Raw genomic sequence first — 20638 nt, forward strand, 5'->3', positions numbered from 1 at the left:
TGTAAAGTTCCTTCTTAAAGCTAAAAGCTCATAAGCTCAACAAAAGTTATATATTTGTTGCTTATACTTTTACAGACATTGCCTTGACCTCAGTAAATGCTCACTGGTATCTCTCGTTAGTGATTGTATGCCACACGGGCTCGAATTTTTGACTGAACTTATCCAACTCCTTTCAAAGTTCAGTATTTCGCTAATGAGTAAAAATGTACTCCTGTATCGTCGAGGCGTGCTCAATAGGTCATCAAGGAAACCTCTTCAAGCCACGCCACTAAAGGGATTTGCAAAGGTCATTGATATGTTTTTCGAGGTAACTGTGCGGGCCTTTGAATTAAGCTAGAAATCATCAACTGATAGCTCTTGAGGCCCCTCATAAGACTCATCTAGTTCACCACTACCAAGACCAATTCCATATACAAGAGCTGATGAAAACGATTCGTTAGCGTTGCTTACTGTGTGTCTCCAAGGCTCCGTGCTGCCTCCTTTGAACCTATTCAGTTGATGCTCCAGCATTGTCTGTGGCGGCTTTCCTTGAGGTAAGAAATCTGAGTTAATATCTACAATACTGTTTTTCTTAAAAACGTATTTCTTGAGTTCTAACTCTCCAACAAGCCCTGTTAAATCATATTGTCCGCTAGACCACTCTCTTACCTTTGCTGCTGTTTCAAAGGGCCTTTTATTGGTGTAAACCCTGAAACCATGATCTATTGACTCTTTGTTATAAGCCATTTTGTTGGCTTTAGCTGTGGCAACCATAAGGTTTGCCGTGGTAAAACGACCTTGAAACCCATCCCCTTTTGCTGGGTCCCTGTGGCTGATATGGTAATCATAGATTGGCTTTAGTTGACCCCTTACTCTTTTAAAACCTGTGCCCTTCTTACGCTCTTTCCATAGGCCATGAATCCCCTTAATATCATTCTCATCGATAGGCATACTAACTGGTGACTGCCTCTTAGCTGCCTCTGCAAACCAGCGACCAAATTCAGATTGCCAGAACTGACCTCCAAAACAATCTTTACACTTTGTACTCAACCGCCCGTTTGACCTTTTGGCTGGCATTCTACGTTTACCACATTCACTACACTTTCTTGGTGTTACTTTTCTACTCATTGATAATTACTTAATCTTTCTCAGAGACTGCTAAAGCCCTTTGCACTGTTGATAATGACACACCTACCTCAGAGGCAATCTTACGAAGCGATACGCCCTCTGAGCGCAGTGTGTGTATGCGCTGGTGGTTGGATTGATTAACTGGACGCCCACGATACTTACCAGCTTGCTTGGCTTTCTCTATGCCTTCCTGACGTCTCTCTTGAATCATTGATAGCTCAAACTGGGCAACAGCTCCTAACATGCTTAGCATTAAGTCAGACATTGCATCAGACCCACCAGCATTGAAGCACAATGCCTCTCTATGAAACTTTACGTTGATTCCCTCTGAGTTCCATTGGGTTACGAGTGTCTTGAGGTCTACAAGGTTCCTAGCGAGTCTATCAATACTATGAACATGAATAGTATCTCCCTCTCTGGCATATTCCTTAAGGTCTTCTATTGCTGGGCGGTTAGTAGTACCACCACTACAGCGGTCAATGAATTGCTTCTTGAAAGAGAGCCCAGAGTCTGACAACTGACGGTCTGTGTTTTGGTCCGTAGTAGAGACCCTGATGTAAGCTAAATCAGCCACTTCCTGTACCTGTTTGATTCTAAGACGTGGCAGAGGGTAAAGTACCCATAAATAAAAATCAAGTCATAGAGGTACATTTGAGGGCGGTTTTGACTATGCTCGTATGGGTATACCTAATGAATACAGATGCCTTCAAACGATAGAGAGCAAAAAGTAGTTAAATCAATTATTAGACTTATTCATCATGATTTAAGTAGGTTCAAAGTGAGCTCTTGTTGATTCAACGATATCTGAGCTTATTACGGACATGAATTGAAGTTCATTGAGTGCTCTATCAAAATCAAAGTTTACATGTACTCTTGAGACATTCTCAAGGTCTGCTATGAGATCGTCTTTATCGACACTGGCTCCCATTGTAATTGCGTATGCTGATAGAAGAGCCCAAGCTTTTTCATTCGATAAACTTTTATTGTTTATTAAAGGCATTTTAATACGTTTAAATTGCTCTGATTCACTACGAAGTAGTATTTTAGAAAGTGCATAGGTTGCCCCTAAGATATCGATTATATTCAAGATAACGCATATCCAAGAGGTCAATACGAATAAACTATGGAGTGTCAAAACGAAAGGAACTCCATGTCTGGTGTAGATATTACTTTTAGAGGTCTGAAATAGCCTTCTAATTTGTTTGTTTATAGCAGCTTCGCCAGAAATGTGTTCTGTTAGCTTCTTCCAAATGAAAGACACGACAGATGTTAAAACAGCAGAGAGTATTCCCAAAATATAGATTTGAAACCATGGCTTGCTTAGAAGGGAACTATAGCCAAATTTTTGATGTAAGTAGTAACCTAGGACTAATATTGCGCATATAGGAAAAGTAATATAAATATGATAAGGAACAAACTTATCGCTGAACCACTTACCAGTATAGTAAGCTGCTAACATCCCTACAGTTATTGCTATGAAGATACCTTTAACATCAACGTTCCCTTTATCATCATAGCTACTGAAAAGTTCTCCAACAGAACTAGAAGCAATAAAGAAGACTGTTAGGGCTATGATATATGATAAAAAATTACGCATATTTAAGTCCTTGTAAATTAGTGGAGGTAATGAGCGACTTAAGCTGTTAATAGTGTATTCAAAATAAAAGGCTCGAGTTGGCTTCCGTATAGAGAGGATTATAAATTCTTTGTTACCGTGTAATAACTTACAGACTAAATACTCCCTCTTTAGAACCAATACTCTTCACTGTCATTGCGGTTAAGTCCGAGTATTTATCCAAGCCAGTACCCACTTCTAATTCAAGCAATGCATAAGATGACATGTAATGATGTAACTCTAACTCAATGGCACTGAAATTTGTTATTCCCCTCGAAAACTCGAAAATATTGCTAACTAAGGCGTGAGATTTAGCTGCCAGTATCATTGCTACTTTTACTTCCTGACCATGTGGAGATTTACGTGCTTTCCCTTTGCACTCTTCGCACATTTCAGATAATCGTGTATCGAATACTTGAAGGTTGGCTAATACTCTAGCGAGATAATCACCTACATCGTCATTGGCTTGACTAATACATTCTTTGATAGTCTCACGCGCCTTTACGGGTAATTCAGGGTAGATGATCTCGAATTCACTATCACTAGAAACTGCAGAATATTCGAAGTCATCCCATAATTGGTCTAATGACTTTGCTGCGTACTTTAGGTAAGTTGTTAGTTCAGAAAGAGCATCAGGTAACATCGCTCTTGCGGCTTTGAATCGACGCTGTCTTTCTTGTTCAGAGTGGTGCTTAGTGGCTTTAAATACCAGCACACTAGAGATTAACGCCAATACACCCACATTCAAACTCTGCCACCTAGACCAAACCTCTTGAAGATATACCCAGTCGAATTTGACCACAAGTGGCCCAAGCACCATGGCATATGTATACGTACAGAAAATTAAAAGCAGGCTGTAATTATTAGTTAATAAAGTAGCGATGTCAGTCCAACTGAAACCCTTACGGAGCCAATTCTTTATCGATTGTTTTTTGAGCTTTAAAGATGCGCCTAATAATCTGATGGTAATTCCCTCTATCCTTTATATTGTTCAGCAGATTAATTATTCACTAATTTTTTCCTATGGTAAATATTTATACACTTAAGTTGCTACGAGTAAAATTGTTCACAATAATAGGTACAATATGCTGGTACAAGAATCACCAATGCTTTACACTCAAGTTTATGTTTTATATGGTTTTATTTTTGGTCTCGCATTTACGAGGGTTCGAATCCCTCTCTCTCCGCCAAATAAAGAAAGCCCCGTTTCTTTGAAAAGAACGGGGCTTTTTTGTGTCTGAATAACTTTGGTTTATAAACAACCAAAAAAATAAAAATCCCTTCACAGATTTCAAACGTAAAGTCCTAGTATTATTAGTTTTATTGTTATCCGTATAAGGGTTTAGTGAAATGCCAGAGGGTCCTGAAATTCGTCTTGCTGCGGATAAAATTGCTAAGGTTATTGAAGGTCAGCAGATAGAAGATATAGAGGTTGGCTTGCCTCACCTAACTCAAGGCGCTGCCAAGCTAAAAGGCCGACGGGTTGAGCAGGTTGAGACGAGAGGAAAGGCCATGCTTATTCATTTCGATAATCAGCTTTCGGTTTACTCTCATAATCAACTTTATGGCGTTTGGATGACCGCAAAAAGAGGTGAGTTACCCGCTACTAAGCGCTCCCTGCGATTAGCGCTTCACACCAAGGAAAAGAGCGCATTGCTTTATAGTGCGTCCGATATTGGTATTTATCAGCCTGAAGAGCTTCAAGCCCACCCGTTTTTGACTAAAATTGGTCCAGACATACTTCAGACGAATTTGAAGTGGCAAACCCTCAGTAAACGACTTCTTTCAGCGCGTTTCTGCAATCGCAGTTTAAGCGCGCTGTATCTCGACCAGCATTTTGTAGCGGGTATTGGTAACTATTTGCGAAGTGAAATAATGTTTGCCGCAGGCGTGCATCCTGACTACAAACCTAAGCAGTTAAACTCAGAGCAAATAGAGGCCCTTGCCAAACAAACGATAGCGGTAGGTAAGCGAGCGTATAAAACACGAGGGCATACAGTGCCAACGAGTATGGCCTCTGCGCTTTCAAAAACCAATGGAAGCTATGAAAGCGTTCGGTTTATGGTGTTCAATCGCGAAGAACTTCCTTGTAGAGAATGTGTTACACCAATAATTAAAGGGCAGCGGAATGGACGCCGGATATATTGGTGTGAAAGCTGTCAGCCATTAATCTAGTTGAATTACCTTATCCTAAAAACCGGAAAGGGTTTTACTTGGCAAACAACGCAGTAACCCTTTTCATTCGCGCTTTATTTACACCTAGGTCGGACAACCCAAGCCGTGATGCCGACCTAAAGTTAATTTTTGTTTTAGTATTTTGTGATTGTGATAGTAAAAACTCAACATCATCAACAAAGCCAAATAATTGCGACCTGAACTCCACCCTCACGTAATTATCTCGTTCTTCAACTACGGTGCTTCGAGGTAGTGAATGTATAACGCTTAGCAACTTTTCTTTTGCGTTTGCCATTGAACCGTTAAATAGAATTGGTGCCATATCCCTAGAGCCATTGTTCATACTGTTAATGCAGTTAGGAGTAGCAGGGCAGTCTTTAAGCGATTCACCGCTTATACCCAGCTTTGGCGGAGTAACAGAGCAGCCTACAAGCGCTAAAGAACAAAGTAATAAATACAGCTTTTTCATCATTTCTCTTTTAGTATAAATATCACGCCCTAATGTTACACATTAGCACAAGTTTTCCTCTGCATATGCTGTTTGCTCATCAAAGGGCTATAAATGAGGTAAGGGCGTTTCGTCTTCTATGTATCACGCTCAGCGTAAGGATTAGAAAGATTAAAAATCTTTTTAAGAATACGAACGCTAGCATTGCTCACACCAACAAATTTCTTGATCTTAATTATCAACCGATGGCACTAAGTAGTACAATCACGCCGTCTTTTCATCATTCGTTAGTAGAGCTGTAAAATGAAACTCGTTATAAACCTTATTCGCAACTTACTCGGTGCCATCATTGCGTTTTTCGATGTTATTACCCGCGGCACAAAATTAAAGCGTTCGCCAGAAAAACAAGCGAAGGTGGCTGAAGAAAGTCAGAAATTAGCGTTGTACCAATTCTTTGGTTGCCCTTTTTGTATTAAAACGCGCAGAGCAATGTATAAATACAATGTACCCATTCAAAAGCGAAATGTGTCTGAAGGTTCGCCGTATAGGGATGAGTTGTTACAGGGCGGCGGAAAAATTCAAACGCCATGCCTTCGCATCGAAAACGAAAACGGCGTTGAATGGCTGTATGACTCTAAGGCTATTATTGGTTACTTAGAAGAGCGTTTTGTCGAAGCAAAATAACGATGCAACTAATTGCGCTGTCTGAGATGACAGCGCCTTAATTTAGATATGAGCAGTATTTTGAGGTAACTTGTATCCGCTTTGGGTGCTATGAGTGCTGCGCGGTGTTAAGAAGAACAACTATAGTGAGAAATGCCGCCCGCGCCAAAAAACTCTCTGGGGCGCAACCGGTAATACTGACTTTGCACATGTTCTGACTGTTCATCGTATGGCTTGGTAAGCATGTCTTGCAAAGCGTGAATGCGTTCGAAGTCACCTCCTTCCGCCTCTTTATACGCTGGCACCACGAACCATTCACGCCACGTAAATTTTGGGTTGGTAAGCTTCATTCTTCTCGCGCATTCGTCAACATTATATGACTTTTTATCTGTCTCTTCAGACGACTTTTCACCTGACTTTTCAAGCTTGGTTCGCCAATTTTGAAGCCACTCATTCCACTGAGCAACCATACCCTCTTTTAGTGGTGCGTAAAAACTCGTCGTCAGAGCTTCAACATCACTAGGAAGGTGAGATAGCTCTCTGAAAAAGTGGTTATAGTCTGCACCCGTGCGCATCATTAAGTGCAAAAGTTGAAGCAGTAGTTCATTATCATAAACAGCAAGCCCCAGTTTTGCTGCCCACATGCTGTTCATTTTTTGCTGCATAACCGAGGCGAAATTTTCGTTTATATTGCGCAGTGCCTCTAGTTCCTGTGGGGTGTCGGTAAGTAATGGCTCAATTGCACGACAAAACATGCCGAAGTTTTTTTCTGCTGCTACGGGCTGATTAAGGAATGAGAAGTGGCGACCTCCACCCGTCCATGGTTGGTAAGCTGGGTCGAACAGTTCACAAAACCCAAACGGTCCATAATCCAGTGTATAACCTCCCGCCGCGCAATTGTCGCTGTTGAAATTACCTTGGCAATAGCCTACTCGAACCCAGTGCGCCACAAGCGATGTGAGTCTGTCTTGAAACGCGGTAGCAAGGGCGACTAGCTGAGCTTCAAATGGCTGGTTAGTATCAATATCATTCTTATACTCACGCTCAATTAAGTGCTCAACCAGCAGTTTAAGCTCCTGCAAAGCTGAAGGGTGTTGATTGCTCCTCGCCCTTCTTCCGAAAAGCTCTAATTGACCTACTCTTATAAATGAGGGGGCAACGCGGGTTGATATGGCCACGAGATTTGGCACCATCACTTCAGGGTCTTGGGAGTTCGACCCCTCCAAATACCAAGGTCTGTCCACCGTTTCCGACTGAGACATAAATAAGCTGAGGGAACGAGACGTAGGAATGCCTAGTGCGTGCATATGCTCTTGTACTAAAAACTCTCTCACACTGGAGCGCAATACCGCTCTGCCGTCTGCGCCTCGACAGTAAGGTGTTCTTCCTGCGCCCTTTAACTGCATTTCATAGCGCTTTTTGTTAGTCACTGTTTCCAAAATAGAAAGGGCTCGCCCATCTCCATACCCATTGCCTGTTGAAAATGGACACTGCTGAATATATTCAGTGCCATAGATTGACAGAGCATAGCCGGTAGCCCACCCGTGGGGCTTAATTTCAGAGGGAAGGGAAGACATGTCGCCTGAAAACAAGCGCATAAATTCAGGCGTGTGCGCCAGGCTATTATCAAACCCTAGCTCTTCAAAGAAAGTGTGGCTATGAGCCACGTACTTTGGGTTTTCTATGGGTGTTGGCGTTACCGGTACATAATGGCCTGAGAATACTTGTCTTGGGTTGTGTTCACTGCCATCGACTCTGGCATCTGGGTCCATAACAAGGCTGTTGAGAAACGAGTAATCAAGGTGTTTTGCAAGGTCGCTTACCGTTTGAATGGGCTGTTTAGTTTTATTTTGTTGATCATCTGACATTGGCGCCTCTTTAAAACCATTTGACTAGAACGACATGCTACTACAAATGTATTGAAAGACACATCTGTAGTGCAAAACACAACTCGCGGTACTCTATACGCAAGTAGATATCCGAAGGTGCAATGGGTAAATATCTTTTGCAATAAAAGCATCATTTAACGGTAATAATTAAGGATACTTTCTAACGGTGCTAATTTAGGGCTAGGGTACAGTAGTTTATCAACAGCCATTTGCACTAAGCTCATACGCATCACAATAACGTGTTTCATTTGTCGCTATTTCTGGCACAGATTTATACATTTTAAGGCTGCGCTATGAAAAACATATCTTTCGCTCACAAAATTTTCGATGGAGTCATTCTTCTCCTTGGTATAACACTATGCAGTAAGCTTCTTCAATACAGTGTTCTTAGTTATTTAAACCTCCCGTTTTCTATTAACCCTATGTCTTTTATTGGTGAGGCCGACTTAGCGTTAAATGCCTTTTCTCTTTCAAAGTATACATACATTTTTTTCGACTTTGTTTGTTTCGCTTTCTTTTACTTTACGCTCAAAAAAATGCGCTCATTCATTCGTCGGTTACAAAGGAAAGTAAACACATAAACAGGCACCTGGCGTGTTTACTTTTTGATGGATTAAGAGCAACCTAACCATCTAATGTGTTGGCATACTGCTGATTTATATTGCAGAACAATAAGGGTGGGCTATGTGACTGCATGCATGCTTAGGCCGATAAATAAGATGTTTTAGATTATTGAAGTTAATAGCTCGTCGTATTAGCAGGTCGTATTTGCTCGTCGTATTAGTAGGTCGTAGCAGGCTAGCAAAAAATGTCGATTACGTAGCGCCAACCAATTAATGCTCTACTGGATTTGAAACCAATGACAAATAATAAAACTACGAAAATAGTCATACTCGGCGCAGGCAGCGTGGGGTGCTACATTGGTGGGTGTCTAATTGCCGCTGGGGCCAATGTAAGCCTGGTGGGAAGAGCCCGCTTACAACACGATATTGCGCAGCACGGGTTGCGATTAACCGATTGGGAACATCGAAATAGCACGGTAAGCGCAAATGATATCCATTTTACTACAGATAACGATGTACTTGCTGAAGCCGACTTCATATTGCTGTGCGTTAAAAGCTTAGACACAGAGAGTGCGGCGGCATTGATAAAGCAATATGCCTCCTCAAATGCAGTGGTAGTGAGCTTTCAAAATGGCGTTGGCAATGGCGAATTGCTTCAAGCATCACTGCAACAAACAGTATTGAAGGGCATGGTACCGTTTAATATTTTTTATCAAGGTGATGGGCATTTTCATTGTGGCACTCAAGGAAGTTTAGCAATAGAAAATAAAGATGATGTTTGCCAGGAACTCCTTACGCAGCTGCACAATGCAACAATGCCTGTTGATATTTATGATGATTTGACCAGCGTCCAGTATGGTAAGTTAATTATTAACCTTAATAATGCGGTTAATGCACTCTCTGGTATTCCACTTCAGCAACAGCTAGGCAATAGAGATTATCGAAAAGTAGTCGCAGCAGTACAAAAAGAGGCGTTGGCTGTGCTTAAAGCTGAAGGAATTACGCCAGCGCGATTGGGTAAGGTTATACCTTCTTTGATGCCGTATATTTTGTCGCTTCCCAATGGCCTCTTTAAGTTAGTTGCTGCCTCCACGCTAAAAATAGACCCTCAAGCACGCTCCTCGATGTATGAAGACCTAGAGCTCAACAGGCCAACTGAAATCGATTTTCTAAACGGGGAAGTTGTGCGTAAAGGCGCAATACTTAATATTCACACTCCGGTGAATAGTCATATCGTGTCATTGGTTAAGCGAGCTGAAACGAGTGGAGAAGGATCACCGCACTTGTCAGCCGGCGAGTTGATGCCCTGAATAGGACGAGCCATTCTCACATTAAAGCTCCGTTTCTTTGCAGAAACGGAGCTTTTAATTACAAATGCAAAAATGTTATTGCGCACCTTATGACATCAAGTTATGACATCAAGTTTTCGCGCATTTAGGAGAAGCAGAGTCCGTTTTTAAAGCTAATTTTTAGATGCAGCCAATACTATGCGCAGCATTCTGCGAAGTGGCTCTGCGGCACCCCATAAAAGCTGGTCGCCCACGGTGAAAGCGGAAATATATTCCGGCCCCATTGTTAGTTTACGAATTCGACCGACAGGTATGGTTAATGTACCCGTTACTTTGGCGGGGGTAAGTTCTTGCATAGTAGCGTCTCTATCATTAGGAACCACTTTTACCCACTCATTGTGTGATGCCAAAATTGTTTCTATTTCCTCTACAGGAAGGTCTTTTTTAAGCTTAATGGTAATGGCTTGACTGTGGCAACGCATTGCACCAACACGTACGCAAATTCCGTCGATAGGTATTTCTTTTTGCTCAGTGTTGCTAATGCCTAATATTTTATTTGCCTCAGCTTGCGCTTTCCATTCTTCGCGACTTTGCCCAGACGGTAACTGAGAGTCAATGTAAGGAATAAGGCTGCCCGCTAGCGGTACCCCAAATTGTTCACTGGGGTAATCGTCACTGCGAATAAACTCTGCCACTTGCTGGTCGATATCAAGAATGGCGGTCGCTGGGTCTTCAATGCTGGCTTTTACATTGTCAGAAATAGCGCCCATTTGCGAGATAAGCTCTCGCATGTGTTTAGCGCCAGAACCCGACGCAGCCTGATAGGTCATCGGCGATGCCCATTCAACTAAATCTTTTTCAAACAGGCCACCAAGTGCTAATAACATCAATGAGACGGTGCAGTTGCCGCCCACAAACGTGCGAACGCCAGCGTCTATGCCAGATGTAATTTCACTGTTATTAACCGGGTCGAGTACAATAATAGCATCGTCATTCATTCGAAGTGCAGACGCTGCATCTATCCAATAGCCATTCCATCCGGTTGCGCGCAAGTCTTCGTAAACGGCTTTAGTGTAATCACCGCCTTGACACGTAACAATGATATCTTGCTGACAAAGCGCATCAATATCGAAGGCATCTTCTAAAACACAATTTCCATTGTGAGTGCCATCACTTGCGGAATTGTTACCAAAAACTGGGGCAGGTGAGCCCTTTTGTGAGGTGGTAAAAAAGGTGGGCTCAATATGCGCAAAATCGTTTTCTTCTTGCATGCGCTGCATTAATACTGAGCCAACCATACCGCGCCAGCCCACTAAACCTACTTTTTGTTGTGCCATTGAATTGAGAACCCTTGTTGCTAAAATGATAAGTATGGGCTTTGCTGTAGCGTAACATTACCTACGAAAGCCTTTGTTGCAGTATGCTTTGCGCACACTGCGGTTTACCTGTCGTTTTTATTTTTATGCTCGCAGTCTAAGGGTTATTGGGGGCTCTTGCTAGTAGGTTTTTAGACATAATCCTTTCGATTTATTACTTTAATAATTTATGACTTTGTTGTGTGAAGCTTTGCGTTAATGGCCGTTGTGCTTGCATTTGCCGAGATCACTTTTTATGCTCAAACGCCATCGCTTCAATTGAATTCAATAGAAAAACGAGACCTTTTAGTATGAGTGTTGCAAATATTATGTCTAAACGCGTGGTAAGCGTTTATATGGATGACAGCTTACAGTCTTTGCGCGAACTGTTTACTGCAACGGGTTTTCATCACTTGGTGGTAGTGCATGACAACAAACTACAAGGTATTATTTCAGACAGAGACTTATTGAAAGCTGTTAGTCCCTTTGTTGATACTATCAGCGAGCGAATGGCCGATAGAGCAACGCTGGACAAAAGGGCGCATCAGATAATGACCCGCGAGGTTATCACTCTGTCTCCAGAATCATCAATTTTCACCGCTATTGAGCTATTCAATAACAACAAAATTTCCTGTATTCCCATTGTGGATGAAAAGTCGCACCCGGTAGGCATGGTGTCTTGGCGCGATGTGATGCGCTTTATGCAGCAGCGTGTTGAATCGAAGCGCTAACGCTGCGATAGACGAGGGATAGTGCGTTTTTAAACAATCATATAAAAAAAGCGACCAGTCCACTAACTGGGACGTTGGTCGCTTTTTTTCTGTATATCGCTTTCGTTCTTAGCCGCTACTAAACCCTTAAGATTTACGGTAGCTCACTTTAAACAACAGGCTATAAAGCACAGGTACGGCAATAAGCGTTAGCACGGTTGCGAATGATAGTCCGCCCATAATAGTAACGGCCATATCTGCAAAGAACGGGTCGAATAAGAGCGGCGCCATACCTAATATGGTCGTCACTGCGGCTAACGCAACTGGCCTAACACGGCTTAAGGTAGCTTCTACAATGGCTTTTCTAATGGCTAGTCCTTCTTCAATTTGAAGGTCAATCTCTTCAATTAGTACAATGGCATTTTTAATCAGCATGCCAAACAAGCTTAAAAAGCCAAGCAATGACATAAAACCAAAGGGCATATCGGTCGCTAGCAAGCCAGACACCACACCTACAACAGCCATTGGCACTACCAGCCATATGATAAGCGGCTGTCTAGCATGACCAAACAGAAGCACTGATATGATAAACATCACTAAAAAGCCTGCAGGTAGCCCAGCGCCCAATGCTTTTTGAGCATCTCCAGAACTTTCGAATTCACCACCCCATTCAAGATGGTAGCCTGGCGGCAACTCCATAGATTCAATTACTGGACGTATCCTTTCGAATGCCTTTGCGGCGGTTTCGTTTGGCCCAGGTTCACCTTCAACTGTAATAGTGCGTACGCGATCTCGCCGATGAATTCGCATTTCTTCGGTAATGAGTTCGAGACCTTTTGACACCTGTGTAAAGGGCACATATTGGCGTTGCTGTGACGACCAAACCTGCGACTCGCGAATAGACTGAAGCTCAGTATCTTCTGCCTTGCCCATTTTAGCCATGATACTGTACGCGTAGTCGCCGTCTTGCACCGTTCCAAGTTGTACACCGCTACTTGCATATTGCACAGTCTGGCTGAAGTCAGAATGAGAAACACCTGCGATACCTGCGTTATAATTGTCGTACTGGGTATTGACGGCAAACCCTTTTTCACGCCAGTTATGGCGTACATCAATGATTTGAGCATCTTCAAAGAACAGCGCCTTTGCTTGTTCTGCTAACTCTCTCAACACTTCTGTATCAGGACCTGAAAAGCGTGCCTCCAATTTTGCACCCGACCCTGGGCCAAACTGCATGCGTTCCATGTAAAAGTTAGCATCAAAGTCTAAATCGGTAAGCTTATTTGCAAGACTAGCTTGAATTGACGGAATCGCATCGAGTGTCTCTGCTCGTACCATAAAAAACGCATAGTTTTCGTTAGCGCTCTTAGGGGAATAGGTCAAAGTAAAACGATCTGCGCCTTGGCCAATAAAGGTGGTAACCGCAGTCACGTTTTCCATATCAAGAATACGTTTCTCGGCTTGTTGAGCAATGTCTTCAGTAGCACGAATATCGCGGTCTTGTGGCCCCCAATAATGAACAAAAAACAACGGCGCATTCGATGGTGGGAAAAAGCCTTGTTTCACCATACCAAAGCTGCCGTAAGCCACAACCGTAATAACCACAAGGGCTGCTATGGTTATCCAGCGAAATTTAAGCGCTTTTAATAGTGCGCCCTTAAAGGCACTCAGCATGGCAGATGGATTGTCGTTTTCACCTTGGGACATGCCTTTTCTATAAAAATAAGCGCCTAGCACTGGCACTAGCGTTACGGCTAGCACCCAACTAATCATAAGCGACACGAGCACTACGGCAAACAAGGAATAAAGGAATTCGCCGGTGGCATCATTTGATAAACCAATGCCTGAGAATGCGGCTATACCTATTACTGTTGCCCCTAACAATGGCCATTGAGTACGTTTTACAATGAAGCTTGCTGCACTTTTTGCCGTTGTGCCCGTGGCCATTCTAAGCATCATGCCTTCTGCCACTACAATGGCGTTATCAACCAACATACCCATTGCTATAACCATTGCGCCTAACGATATGCGCTGAAGCTGAATACCCATTAGCCACATTACAAGGATAGTACCTAGAACGGTTACAAGTAGCACGGTGCCCACCACAACGCCGGAGCGCCAGCCCATGAACAAGCATAAGGTCAAGGTTACTACTGCGACAGACATCACAAGGTTGGTGATAAAGCCGTCTACCGACTCGTCAACCACCGACGCTTGGTCGTAAATAGGAGTTAGGGTAATTCCAACAGGTAGTTGCTTTAACAACTCATCAACTTTGGCATTAACACGCTCGCCAACATCTACAATATTAACGTCTGAAAGTGCCGACACGCTTAGCGTTAACGCCTCAGCGCCGTTGTAACGAACCAGTACCGGCTGAATATCGGCAGGTTCAAGTTTTAGTGTCGCAATGTCTGCCACACGTAGCGAACGATTGGTGCCAGGAATAACCACCGATAAATTGGATATTTCCTCTAACTTATCGGGAGCACGCTCAACAATAATACGAACATTTTTTTCGTCTACTTTTATGCGACCGCCGTTAAATGGGCGCAGATTGTCTCTGAACAGCGAGGCTAAATCTGGAAAAGAAATACCTAAGCCAGCAAGTTGATAGGGGTTAATGTAGGCAACTATCTGTTCGTTTTGAACCCCAGTAACATTCACTTTAGCCACGCCGTCTGTGGTGAGTAGGTCGCGGCGAATAATACGTGCAAATTCACGAAGTTCTCGCGTGTCGAAGTCAGGTGCACTTAGGGCGTAATACAAGCCATACACATCGCCAAAGTCATCATAGACAACGGGGTCTTGAGTACCAGTTGGAAGAGAACTTGCCGTATCCCGTATCCGCTTTCTTAGCTCATCCCATATTTGCGGTAGTACATTACTGTCGTAAGTACTTTTTACTTCAACAGTAATTTCAGATAGGCCTGGTGAAGATACGGAGTTCACTTCTTTCAATTGAGGCATTTGTTGAATAGCGATTTCCAGTCGCTCTGTCACTTCTCGCTCTACTTTTTGTGCGCCCGCTCCAGGGTAAGCGGTATACACTTTTACCTGTTTAATCGTAAATGCTGGGTCCTCTAAGCGCCCTATTTTGGTCATGGCCACAATGCCGCCCAAAAGCAGTATTATTACCATAAGCCAAACATTAACTGGCTTATCAATTGAAAAGCGTGCGATATCCATGAATTACTTCTCTCCTTTGTAGGGAAGTACTTTCATATCAGCGGTCATTTTAGTTGCGCCAGCAGACACAACTCGTTGACCCAGGCTAATGTCGCCCTCAATGATGGCAAGTTCATTCTGTATGTGTTTTACGTTTACCGATTGTTTGTTAACGCGGCTTGTGGCCTTATCAAAAACCCACACTGCAAAACCGCTGTCTTCATCCCCAACCAAAGACTTAACCGGAACAACAAGGCCCTCTGGATACATTGAGCCCTGCAGGCTTACCTTAACAATGGCGCGTGCGCCTGGCGTAAGGGGTAACTCATCGCGCGGCTCCATGGCAAAAACAACTTCATAGGTTTGCGACACCGGATCGGGTTGAGTAGAGTGCTCAACATAGCTAACTGGATACCATTGGCTTCTGTTCGTGGCAAGGGTGGCGCTCGCTTGTTTAATGCCACGGCCTAAATTTGCAGTAAGCAAACGCTCAGGAACATTAATATTAAAGTAGATTTTTGATACGTCTTGAAGACGAGCAATAGGTGTGCCTGCCGCAACAAAGCTATTATTCTCTACTAATCGTTGAGACAGCTTGGCATCAAATGGCGCGTAAAGCTGTGTGTAACTTAAGTCTTCTTCAGCATTTTTTAGATCAAGCATCGCGAGTTCGTAGGATGTTTTCGCTGAATCTAATGCACTTTGTGCCACAAGGTTTTGCGCGAACATTTTTTCTATGCGATTAAGCTCACGTTTCGATTGCTCTAAACGTGTTTTTGATTCTTCCATGCGACGTTCGAACGGCTTTCTGTCTATGGTCGCCAGCAGTTTGCCTTTTTCAATATCGTTGCCGGTTACAAGGTCGGTTTGAATAAGGCGTCCTGACACTTCAAAGCTTAAATCTACCGTTTTTACGGCAGATACCACTGCCGGAAATGTAAACTCATCAAAATTTGGAATATTACTCACATCGGCAAGCTTCACATAGCGTGGTGAGTCAGGTTCTGATGTTTCACTTTTTTCAGAGGTGCACGCAACAAGTGTTAAAAAGGCGAGGGCGGTGACAAAAGCGGTACGAGAGATTCGCATCATGGACATAGTGTTTTGTAATCCATATTAAGTAAGTAAATGTGCTAGAAGAAACAGAATACGACAATAAAGATTTCTTCATAAAGTAAACTGGTGAGTGCATTTTAGTTCGGTTACATTGAAAAGTAAACTGTTCAGTGTAAAATGGAGGGCTATATTCATTAAGACAATATAAAATGACTGAGGTTACACGTAAGCGAAGCGATAAAAAACGCGAAGCGATTATTCAAGCCGCGACTCAAGCATTTCAAGAGTTTGGGGTTAACGGCACCAGTATGGACAAACTGGCCGAGCTAGCGCAGGTTTCTAAGCGTACGGTATACAACCATTTTTCAAAAAAAGAAGAATTGGTGATGCATGTAATCAAAGAGCAATGGAAGAGCGCTTTGGTGAATATTGGGGTTGAGTACAAGAGTGCCTTACCTCTTAACGCGCAGTTAGAAGAGCTTATCTTGCAAGAAGTTTCATTCACCTGTAGTGAAGGACATTTAGAATTAGCTCGCGTTGCCATAGGACATTTTTTCTATGAACCCGATAAATTAAAAGACGAAGTTGCGCAACTTAAGGCGCAAGAGTCCTCGTTACACCGCTGGCTCAAAGCCGGAAAAGCCGACGGCCGCCTATTGTTTGACAACCTAGAGCACGTGGTTAATGAAATTGACAGCTTGATTAAAGGGCAGTGTTTCTGGCCCCAGCTGTTTAAGATAGAAGACACATTAAGTGATGACGACAAGCGGCGAATTACTGATAATATCGTTGCCCTTGTACTGTGTAGATATGCAAATTAGATTTTACGTTTGCATAGCGAATAACACTAACTGACGTAATAGAGAAAACCTACTAGCTCTATTTACTTACTCTTACGCCATATCTCTGACCATACAAAAAACATTCCTGCCTAAAACGTCGAGCGCAATAAGTGTTCTGCAATTCAAAAGTAACGTCCGTTTTTGTAACGGACAGTGCAAGCTGTCCGATGTGGACACTTTCCTACCGCTATCTATAAAAAAATATAACAAAATCAGTACAGTAAAAATTGGCACGCATTTGGTATTGCCTTAAGGGATGATGTCGCAACGCCTGGTTTTCCGGTCTGACACACGCTGAGTTGAAGAGTAATTTTCAGAAAGAGATCAATAAAGTGATAATACTATTACACCACGTTAGCCTTCCTATATTAGTCCTGGTGTTCGGTGTGGTATTAGCGATCATCGAAGCACCAGTAAGCGGGGAAGTACAATGATTCAAGATACAAGTAATCAAGATAAAACAATAGTAAGTGGGAAGCGCGGTAAGAAGCAGTTGCTTTCTATAAGCGCGTTTATTGCTGCGTGCATTATTGGTTACTTTTCTCTAGCGTTGCCGATTGCTGATTTGTCCATAGCAAAAGATGCGCTCAATATACACACGGTAACGAAAGGGGATTTAGTTAGAGACATTATAACCACTGGAAAAATTATTGCGGCTAATGCGCCTCAAGTGTATAGCCCTCAACAAGGTTATGTGATGCTAAATGTGAAGCCAGGTGACTTCATTGAGACCGATGACGTAATCGCCGTGGTTAATTCTCCTGAATTAAAAAGCAAGCTTAGTCAGGAAAAGTTGGTGTTGGCGAGTTTGCAAAGCGATCTTGCTAGGCAAGAGCTTGATGTAAGACGCCAAAGATTACTGCTCAATAAGCAAGCCGACTTAGCAAAGGTTGAGCTTAACGCAGCAATACGTGAAGACAAACGAGCGGCACTTTCAATCAAGAACGACCTTATTAGCCAGATAGACTTTGAAAAAGCGCAGGACGATCTCCTGCGCGCTACCTTAACGCACAAGCATGCTTTAGGCGAGATAGACCTTGCTGTTGATACACTTGCGTTTGAATTAAAGACCAGCGAAGAAAAAGTGGCGCGACAAGCGCTAATTGTTGATGAATTGACAAGACAAATGACTAATCTGCAAATAAAAGCAAGTGTAAGTGGAATAGTAGGTAACGTTATTATTCAACCCAATGCGTTGGTAGAAAAAAATGCTCTTTTGATGACGTTGGTCGACTTGTCAGCCTACGAAGTGCAATTAAGCGTTGCTGAAAGTTATGCAGGAGAACTCGGTATTGGTATGGATGTTGAGCTGACCATGGGTGGACAGACGGTTCTTGGTAAACTGGTGTCTATATCTCCAGAAGTCGTTAACAGGCAAGTGACTGCGCGGGTGCGTTTCCCAGAGAACAGTGTGCAATCTATTCGTCAAAATCAACAGGTTTCTGCACGTATCTTGTTAGAAAATAAATCAAATATATTAAAAGTTGCTCGCGGTAGTTTTCTGCAAACAGGGGGGCACACTGCTTATGTTGTTCGCGGTGATATTGCCGAGATGGTAGCTATTGAAACTGGTGCCACTAGCATGCGAGAAGTTGAGGTGATTCGTGGGCTTCAAGAGGGCGACAAAATAATTACGTCAAGCTATGAAAAGTTTAAGCAAGCGCCCTCGGTGCTTCTACGTTAAACTAAGGAATATCAATATGTTGAAAATGCAGAACGTCAGCAAAGTGTATCAAACGGACAGCGTTCAAACTCATGCGCTTAGAGATTTTTCACTAGACGTTAGAGAGGGCGAATTTATAGCCGTTACGGGTCCCTCAGGCTCGGGAAAAACCACGTTCTTGAATATGGCGGGATTGCTTGAGCCTTTTACGTCGGGCAACTATTTACTAGATGGCATAGACGTAGGAGCGCTATCTGATAGTCAGCGAGCCGATTTACGAAATCAAAAAATTGGATTTATTTTTCAGGGCTTTAATTTAATACCCGATTTGAATGTATTTGAGAATGTAGAAGTACCATTGCGCTATCGAGGCGTGCGTTCAAAAGAACGCAAGCGAAAAATTGACGAATGCCTTGAACAAGTTGGACTAGCTAGTCGTGCTAAGCACCTCCCGCAGCAACTCTCGGGCGGCCAACAGCAGCGTGTTGCAATTGCTCGTGCACTCGCTGGTAGCCCTCGGTTTTTACTAGCGGATGAACCTACGGGTAATTTAGATACGATGATGGCGCGTCAGGTCATGGAATTGCTTGAAGAAATCAATCGCAATGGTGCCACTATTGTTATGGTGACTCATGATCCAGAGTTAGCCCGCCGTGCCCCGCGAAATATACAAGTCGTCGACGGTCAACTCGCCGACTTTACGCTTTATCAAAACAAGCACTGCAATGAAAGTGTTAACGAAGCTGAGCCTCTGAACGCAGGGGGCGCGTAGTATGCTATTACATTATATCGACCTGAGTTGGCGAAGCATACGGAATACTCCTGTCATTAGCTTTCTCATGGTGTTTGCAATAGCAATAGGAATCGGCATTACCATGACGAGCCTGTCGGTTTATCACATGATGGCATTAGATCCTATTCCACATAAAAGCAGCAAAATTTTCTACCCTCAGTTACAAACTATAGACGATGGGCTCAGTTGGCATTCAAGCGATAACATGCCGTTTCAGCTAACCTTCAAGGATGCGACTAATTTATATAACGCAGATATTGATGTACTAAGTAGCCCAAGTTTTAGAACCGGCTTCTCGGTTCACTTAAATTCCGCAGATATAAAACCGCGAATGGAGCCAGCTAGGCTGGTGAATAGGGAGTTTTTCGATATTTTCGAACGTACCTTTATTTACGGCCAAGCGTGGACACGCGACGATCAGAAAAATAGCCCCTATGTAGTCGTGTTATCAAAAGAAATTAATGACCGATTTTTTAACGGCGAAAACTCGGTAGGTAAAGAAATTTTTTTAGATAACAAAAGTTATCGTATTGCAGGCGTAACCAACGATTGGGAGCATCATGTTAAATACTATGACCTGAATAATGGTAGTTTTAACTCACCTGAATTGCTTTATATTCCTTTTGCTATCGCGCCGCTTGAGGAAATTGGTACATGGGGAAATACCAATGGTTGGAAGGAGGAAGTCATGCGTGGCTATCAAGATTTACTAACTTCTGAGAGCGTGTGGACGCAGTTTTGGGTGCAATTGAACACTGAAAAAGAAAAAGATGCGTACGGTCAATTTTTAATGGCATACATGGAAGATCAAAAAGAAAAGGGCCGTTTTCAACGTGATGAACTAAAATACGGCTTGCGCGACGTAAATGAGTGGATGGAATATAATGAGGTAGTCTCTGAGGATAATCGTATTTTGGTTGCCCTCAGCTTTATGTTTTTGATGGTATGCGTGGCAAATATTCTTGGGTTGCTTCTTGCCAAGTTTTTAAAACGAGCACCAGAGGTTGGTGTGAGACGGGCATTAGGTGCTAGTAAACGCCATATTTTTTTGCAACATATTGTTGAAGTTTCAGTCATCGGTATAGCAGGGGGGGGGCTGGGCATAGTTGTTGCTCAACTGGGGTTATGGGGTATTCGTACAACTCATGGTGATTACTCTAACTTGGCAACGATGGACTGGTCTATGTTGCTTGCAGCCCCGGTAATTTCTTTGATGGCAAGCTTCATCGCTGGGCTGTATCCAGCATGGTTGGTATGTAAAACACAACCTGCCATTTACCTTAAGAGCCAATAGGAGCCACT

17 protein-coding genes are annotated in these 20638 nt (G+C 43.0%); 8 read left to right on the forward strand and 9 right to left on the reverse strand.

Features of this window, described 5'->3' with window-relative positions; all coding sequences use genetic code 11:
• Positions 1–333: 333 nt before the first annotated feature.
• From V7R39_RS03300 to V7R39_RS03315, 4 genes are all read right to left on the reverse strand, one after another.
• A complete protein-coding gene (locus tag V7R39_RS03300; RefSeq protein ID WP_334028173.1) occupies positions 334–1107 on the reverse strand; it encodes a hypothetical protein in 774 nt (257 codons plus the stop codon).
• A gap of 10 nt (positions 1108–1117) precedes the next feature.
• Entirely contained in the window at positions 1118–1681 is a 564-nt protein-coding gene (locus tag V7R39_RS03305; RefSeq protein ID WP_334028175.1) for a recombinase family protein, read from the reverse strand.
• A gap of 189 nt (positions 1682–1870) precedes the next feature.
• Entirely contained in the window at positions 1871–2704 is an 834-nt protein-coding gene (locus V7R39_RS03310) for a hypothetical protein (RefSeq protein WP_334028177.1), read from the reverse strand.
• A 127-nt stretch (positions 2705–2831) separates the two neighbouring features.
• A complete protein-coding gene (locus V7R39_RS03315) occupies positions 2832–3524 on the reverse strand; it encodes a hypothetical protein (protein WP_334028179.1) in 693 nt (230 codons plus the stop codon).
• Between the two features lie 548 nt (positions 3525–4072).
• Between V7R39_RS03315 and nei the strand changes: the two genes are divergently transcribed.
• Positions 4073–4897, forward strand: a complete 825-nt coding sequence (nei, locus tag V7R39_RS03320; protein ID WP_334028181.1) for an endonuclease VIII — start codon at positions 4073–4075, stop codon at positions 4895–4897.
• A gap of 34 nt (positions 4898–4931) precedes the next feature.
• Here the strand turns inward: nei and V7R39_RS03325 are convergent, their stop codons facing one another.
• A complete protein-coding gene (locus V7R39_RS03325; RefSeq protein WP_334028183.1) occupies positions 4932–5366 on the reverse strand; it encodes a DUF1499 domain-containing protein in 435 nt (144 codons plus the stop codon).
• Positions 5367–5648: 282 nt separating this feature from the next.
• Here V7R39_RS03325 and V7R39_RS03330 point away from each other — a divergent pair, with 282 nt between their 5' ends.
• Positions 5649–6029, forward strand: coding sequence for a glutaredoxin domain-containing protein (locus V7R39_RS03330; RefSeq protein ID WP_334028185.1), 381 nt, complete (start codon positions 5649–5651; stop codon positions 6027–6029).
• A 107-nt stretch (positions 6030–6136) separates the two neighbouring features.
• On the opposite strand, the gene V7R39_RS03335 is transcribed toward V7R39_RS03330, so the two are convergent.
• Positions 6137–7876 (reverse strand): protein adenylyltransferase SelO, encoded by a 1740-nt coding sequence (locus V7R39_RS03335; RefSeq protein ID WP_334028187.1) that lies wholly within the window; start codon positions 7874–7876, stop codon positions 6137–6139.
• An 880-nt stretch (positions 7877–8756) separates the two neighbouring features.
• Here V7R39_RS03335 and V7R39_RS03340 point away from each other — a divergent pair.
• Positions 8757–9770 (forward strand): 2-dehydropantoate 2-reductase, encoded by a 1014-nt coding sequence (locus V7R39_RS03340; RefSeq protein WP_334028189.1) that lies wholly within the window; start codon positions 8757–8759, stop codon positions 9768–9770.
• Between the two features lie 152 nt (positions 9771–9922).
• Here the strand turns inward: V7R39_RS03340 and asd are convergent, their stop codons facing one another.
• Positions 9923–11086 carry an aspartate-semialdehyde dehydrogenase gene (gene asd, locus V7R39_RS03345; RefSeq protein ID WP_334028191.1) on the reverse strand — a complete coding sequence of 388 codons (1164 nt, stop codon included), beginning with the start codon at positions 11084–11086 and terminating at the stop codon, positions 9923–9925.
• Between the two features lie 329 nt (positions 11087–11415).
• On the opposite strand from asd, the gene V7R39_RS03350 reads away from it, so the two are divergent.
• Positions 11416–11835, forward strand: a complete 420-nt coding sequence (locus V7R39_RS03350; protein ID WP_334028193.1) for a CBS domain-containing protein — start codon at positions 11416–11418, stop codon at positions 11833–11835.
• Positions 11836–11961: 126 nt separating this feature from the next.
• Here V7R39_RS03350 and V7R39_RS03355 read toward each other — a convergent pair whose 3' ends face one another.
• Together V7R39_RS03355 and V7R39_RS03360 are read right to left on the reverse strand one after the other, a co-directional pair.
• Positions 11962–15003, reverse strand: a complete 3042-nt coding sequence (locus tag V7R39_RS03355) for an efflux RND transporter permease subunit (RefSeq protein WP_334028195.1) — start codon at positions 15001–15003, stop codon at positions 11962–11964.
• 3 nt (positions 15004–15006) lie between these two features.
• Positions 15007–16080: an efflux RND transporter periplasmic adaptor subunit gene (locus V7R39_RS03360; protein ID WP_438823506.1), complete on the reverse strand. Its 1074-nt coding sequence runs from the start codon at positions 16078–16080 to the stop codon at positions 15007–15009.
• Between the two features lie 167 nt (positions 16081–16247).
• Here V7R39_RS03360 and V7R39_RS03365 point away from each other — a divergent pair, with 167 nt between their 5' ends.
• The 4 genes from V7R39_RS03365 (at position 16248) to V7R39_RS03380 (ending at position 20630) form a co-directional block, all read left to right on the forward strand.
• Positions 16248–16859, forward strand: coding sequence for a TetR/AcrR family transcriptional regulator (locus V7R39_RS03365; RefSeq protein ID WP_334028197.1), 612 nt, complete (start codon positions 16248–16250; stop codon positions 16857–16859).
• Between the two features lie 451 nt (positions 16860–17310).
• Positions 17311–18564 carry an efflux RND transporter periplasmic adaptor subunit gene (locus V7R39_RS03370; protein ID WP_334028199.1) on the forward strand — a complete coding sequence of 418 codons (1254 nt, stop codon included), beginning with the start codon at positions 17311–17313 and terminating at the stop codon, positions 18562–18564.
• A 16-nt stretch (positions 18565–18580) separates the two neighbouring features.
• Positions 18581–19315 (forward strand): ABC transporter ATP-binding protein, encoded by a 735-nt coding sequence (locus V7R39_RS03375; RefSeq protein WP_334028201.1) that lies wholly within the window; start codon positions 18581–18583, stop codon positions 19313–19315.
• Position 19316: 1 nt separating this feature from the next.
• Entirely contained in the window at positions 19317–20630 is a 1314-nt protein-coding gene (locus V7R39_RS03380; RefSeq protein WP_334028203.1) for an ABC transporter permease, read from the forward strand.
• Positions 20631–20638: the final 8 nt, after the last annotated feature.

This window comes from Alteromonas sp. P256 (genome assembly GCF_036864455.1).
In the GTDB taxonomy this organism is placed as follows: Bacteria; Pseudomonadota; Gammaproteobacteria; order Enterobacterales; family Alteromonadaceae; genus Alteromonas.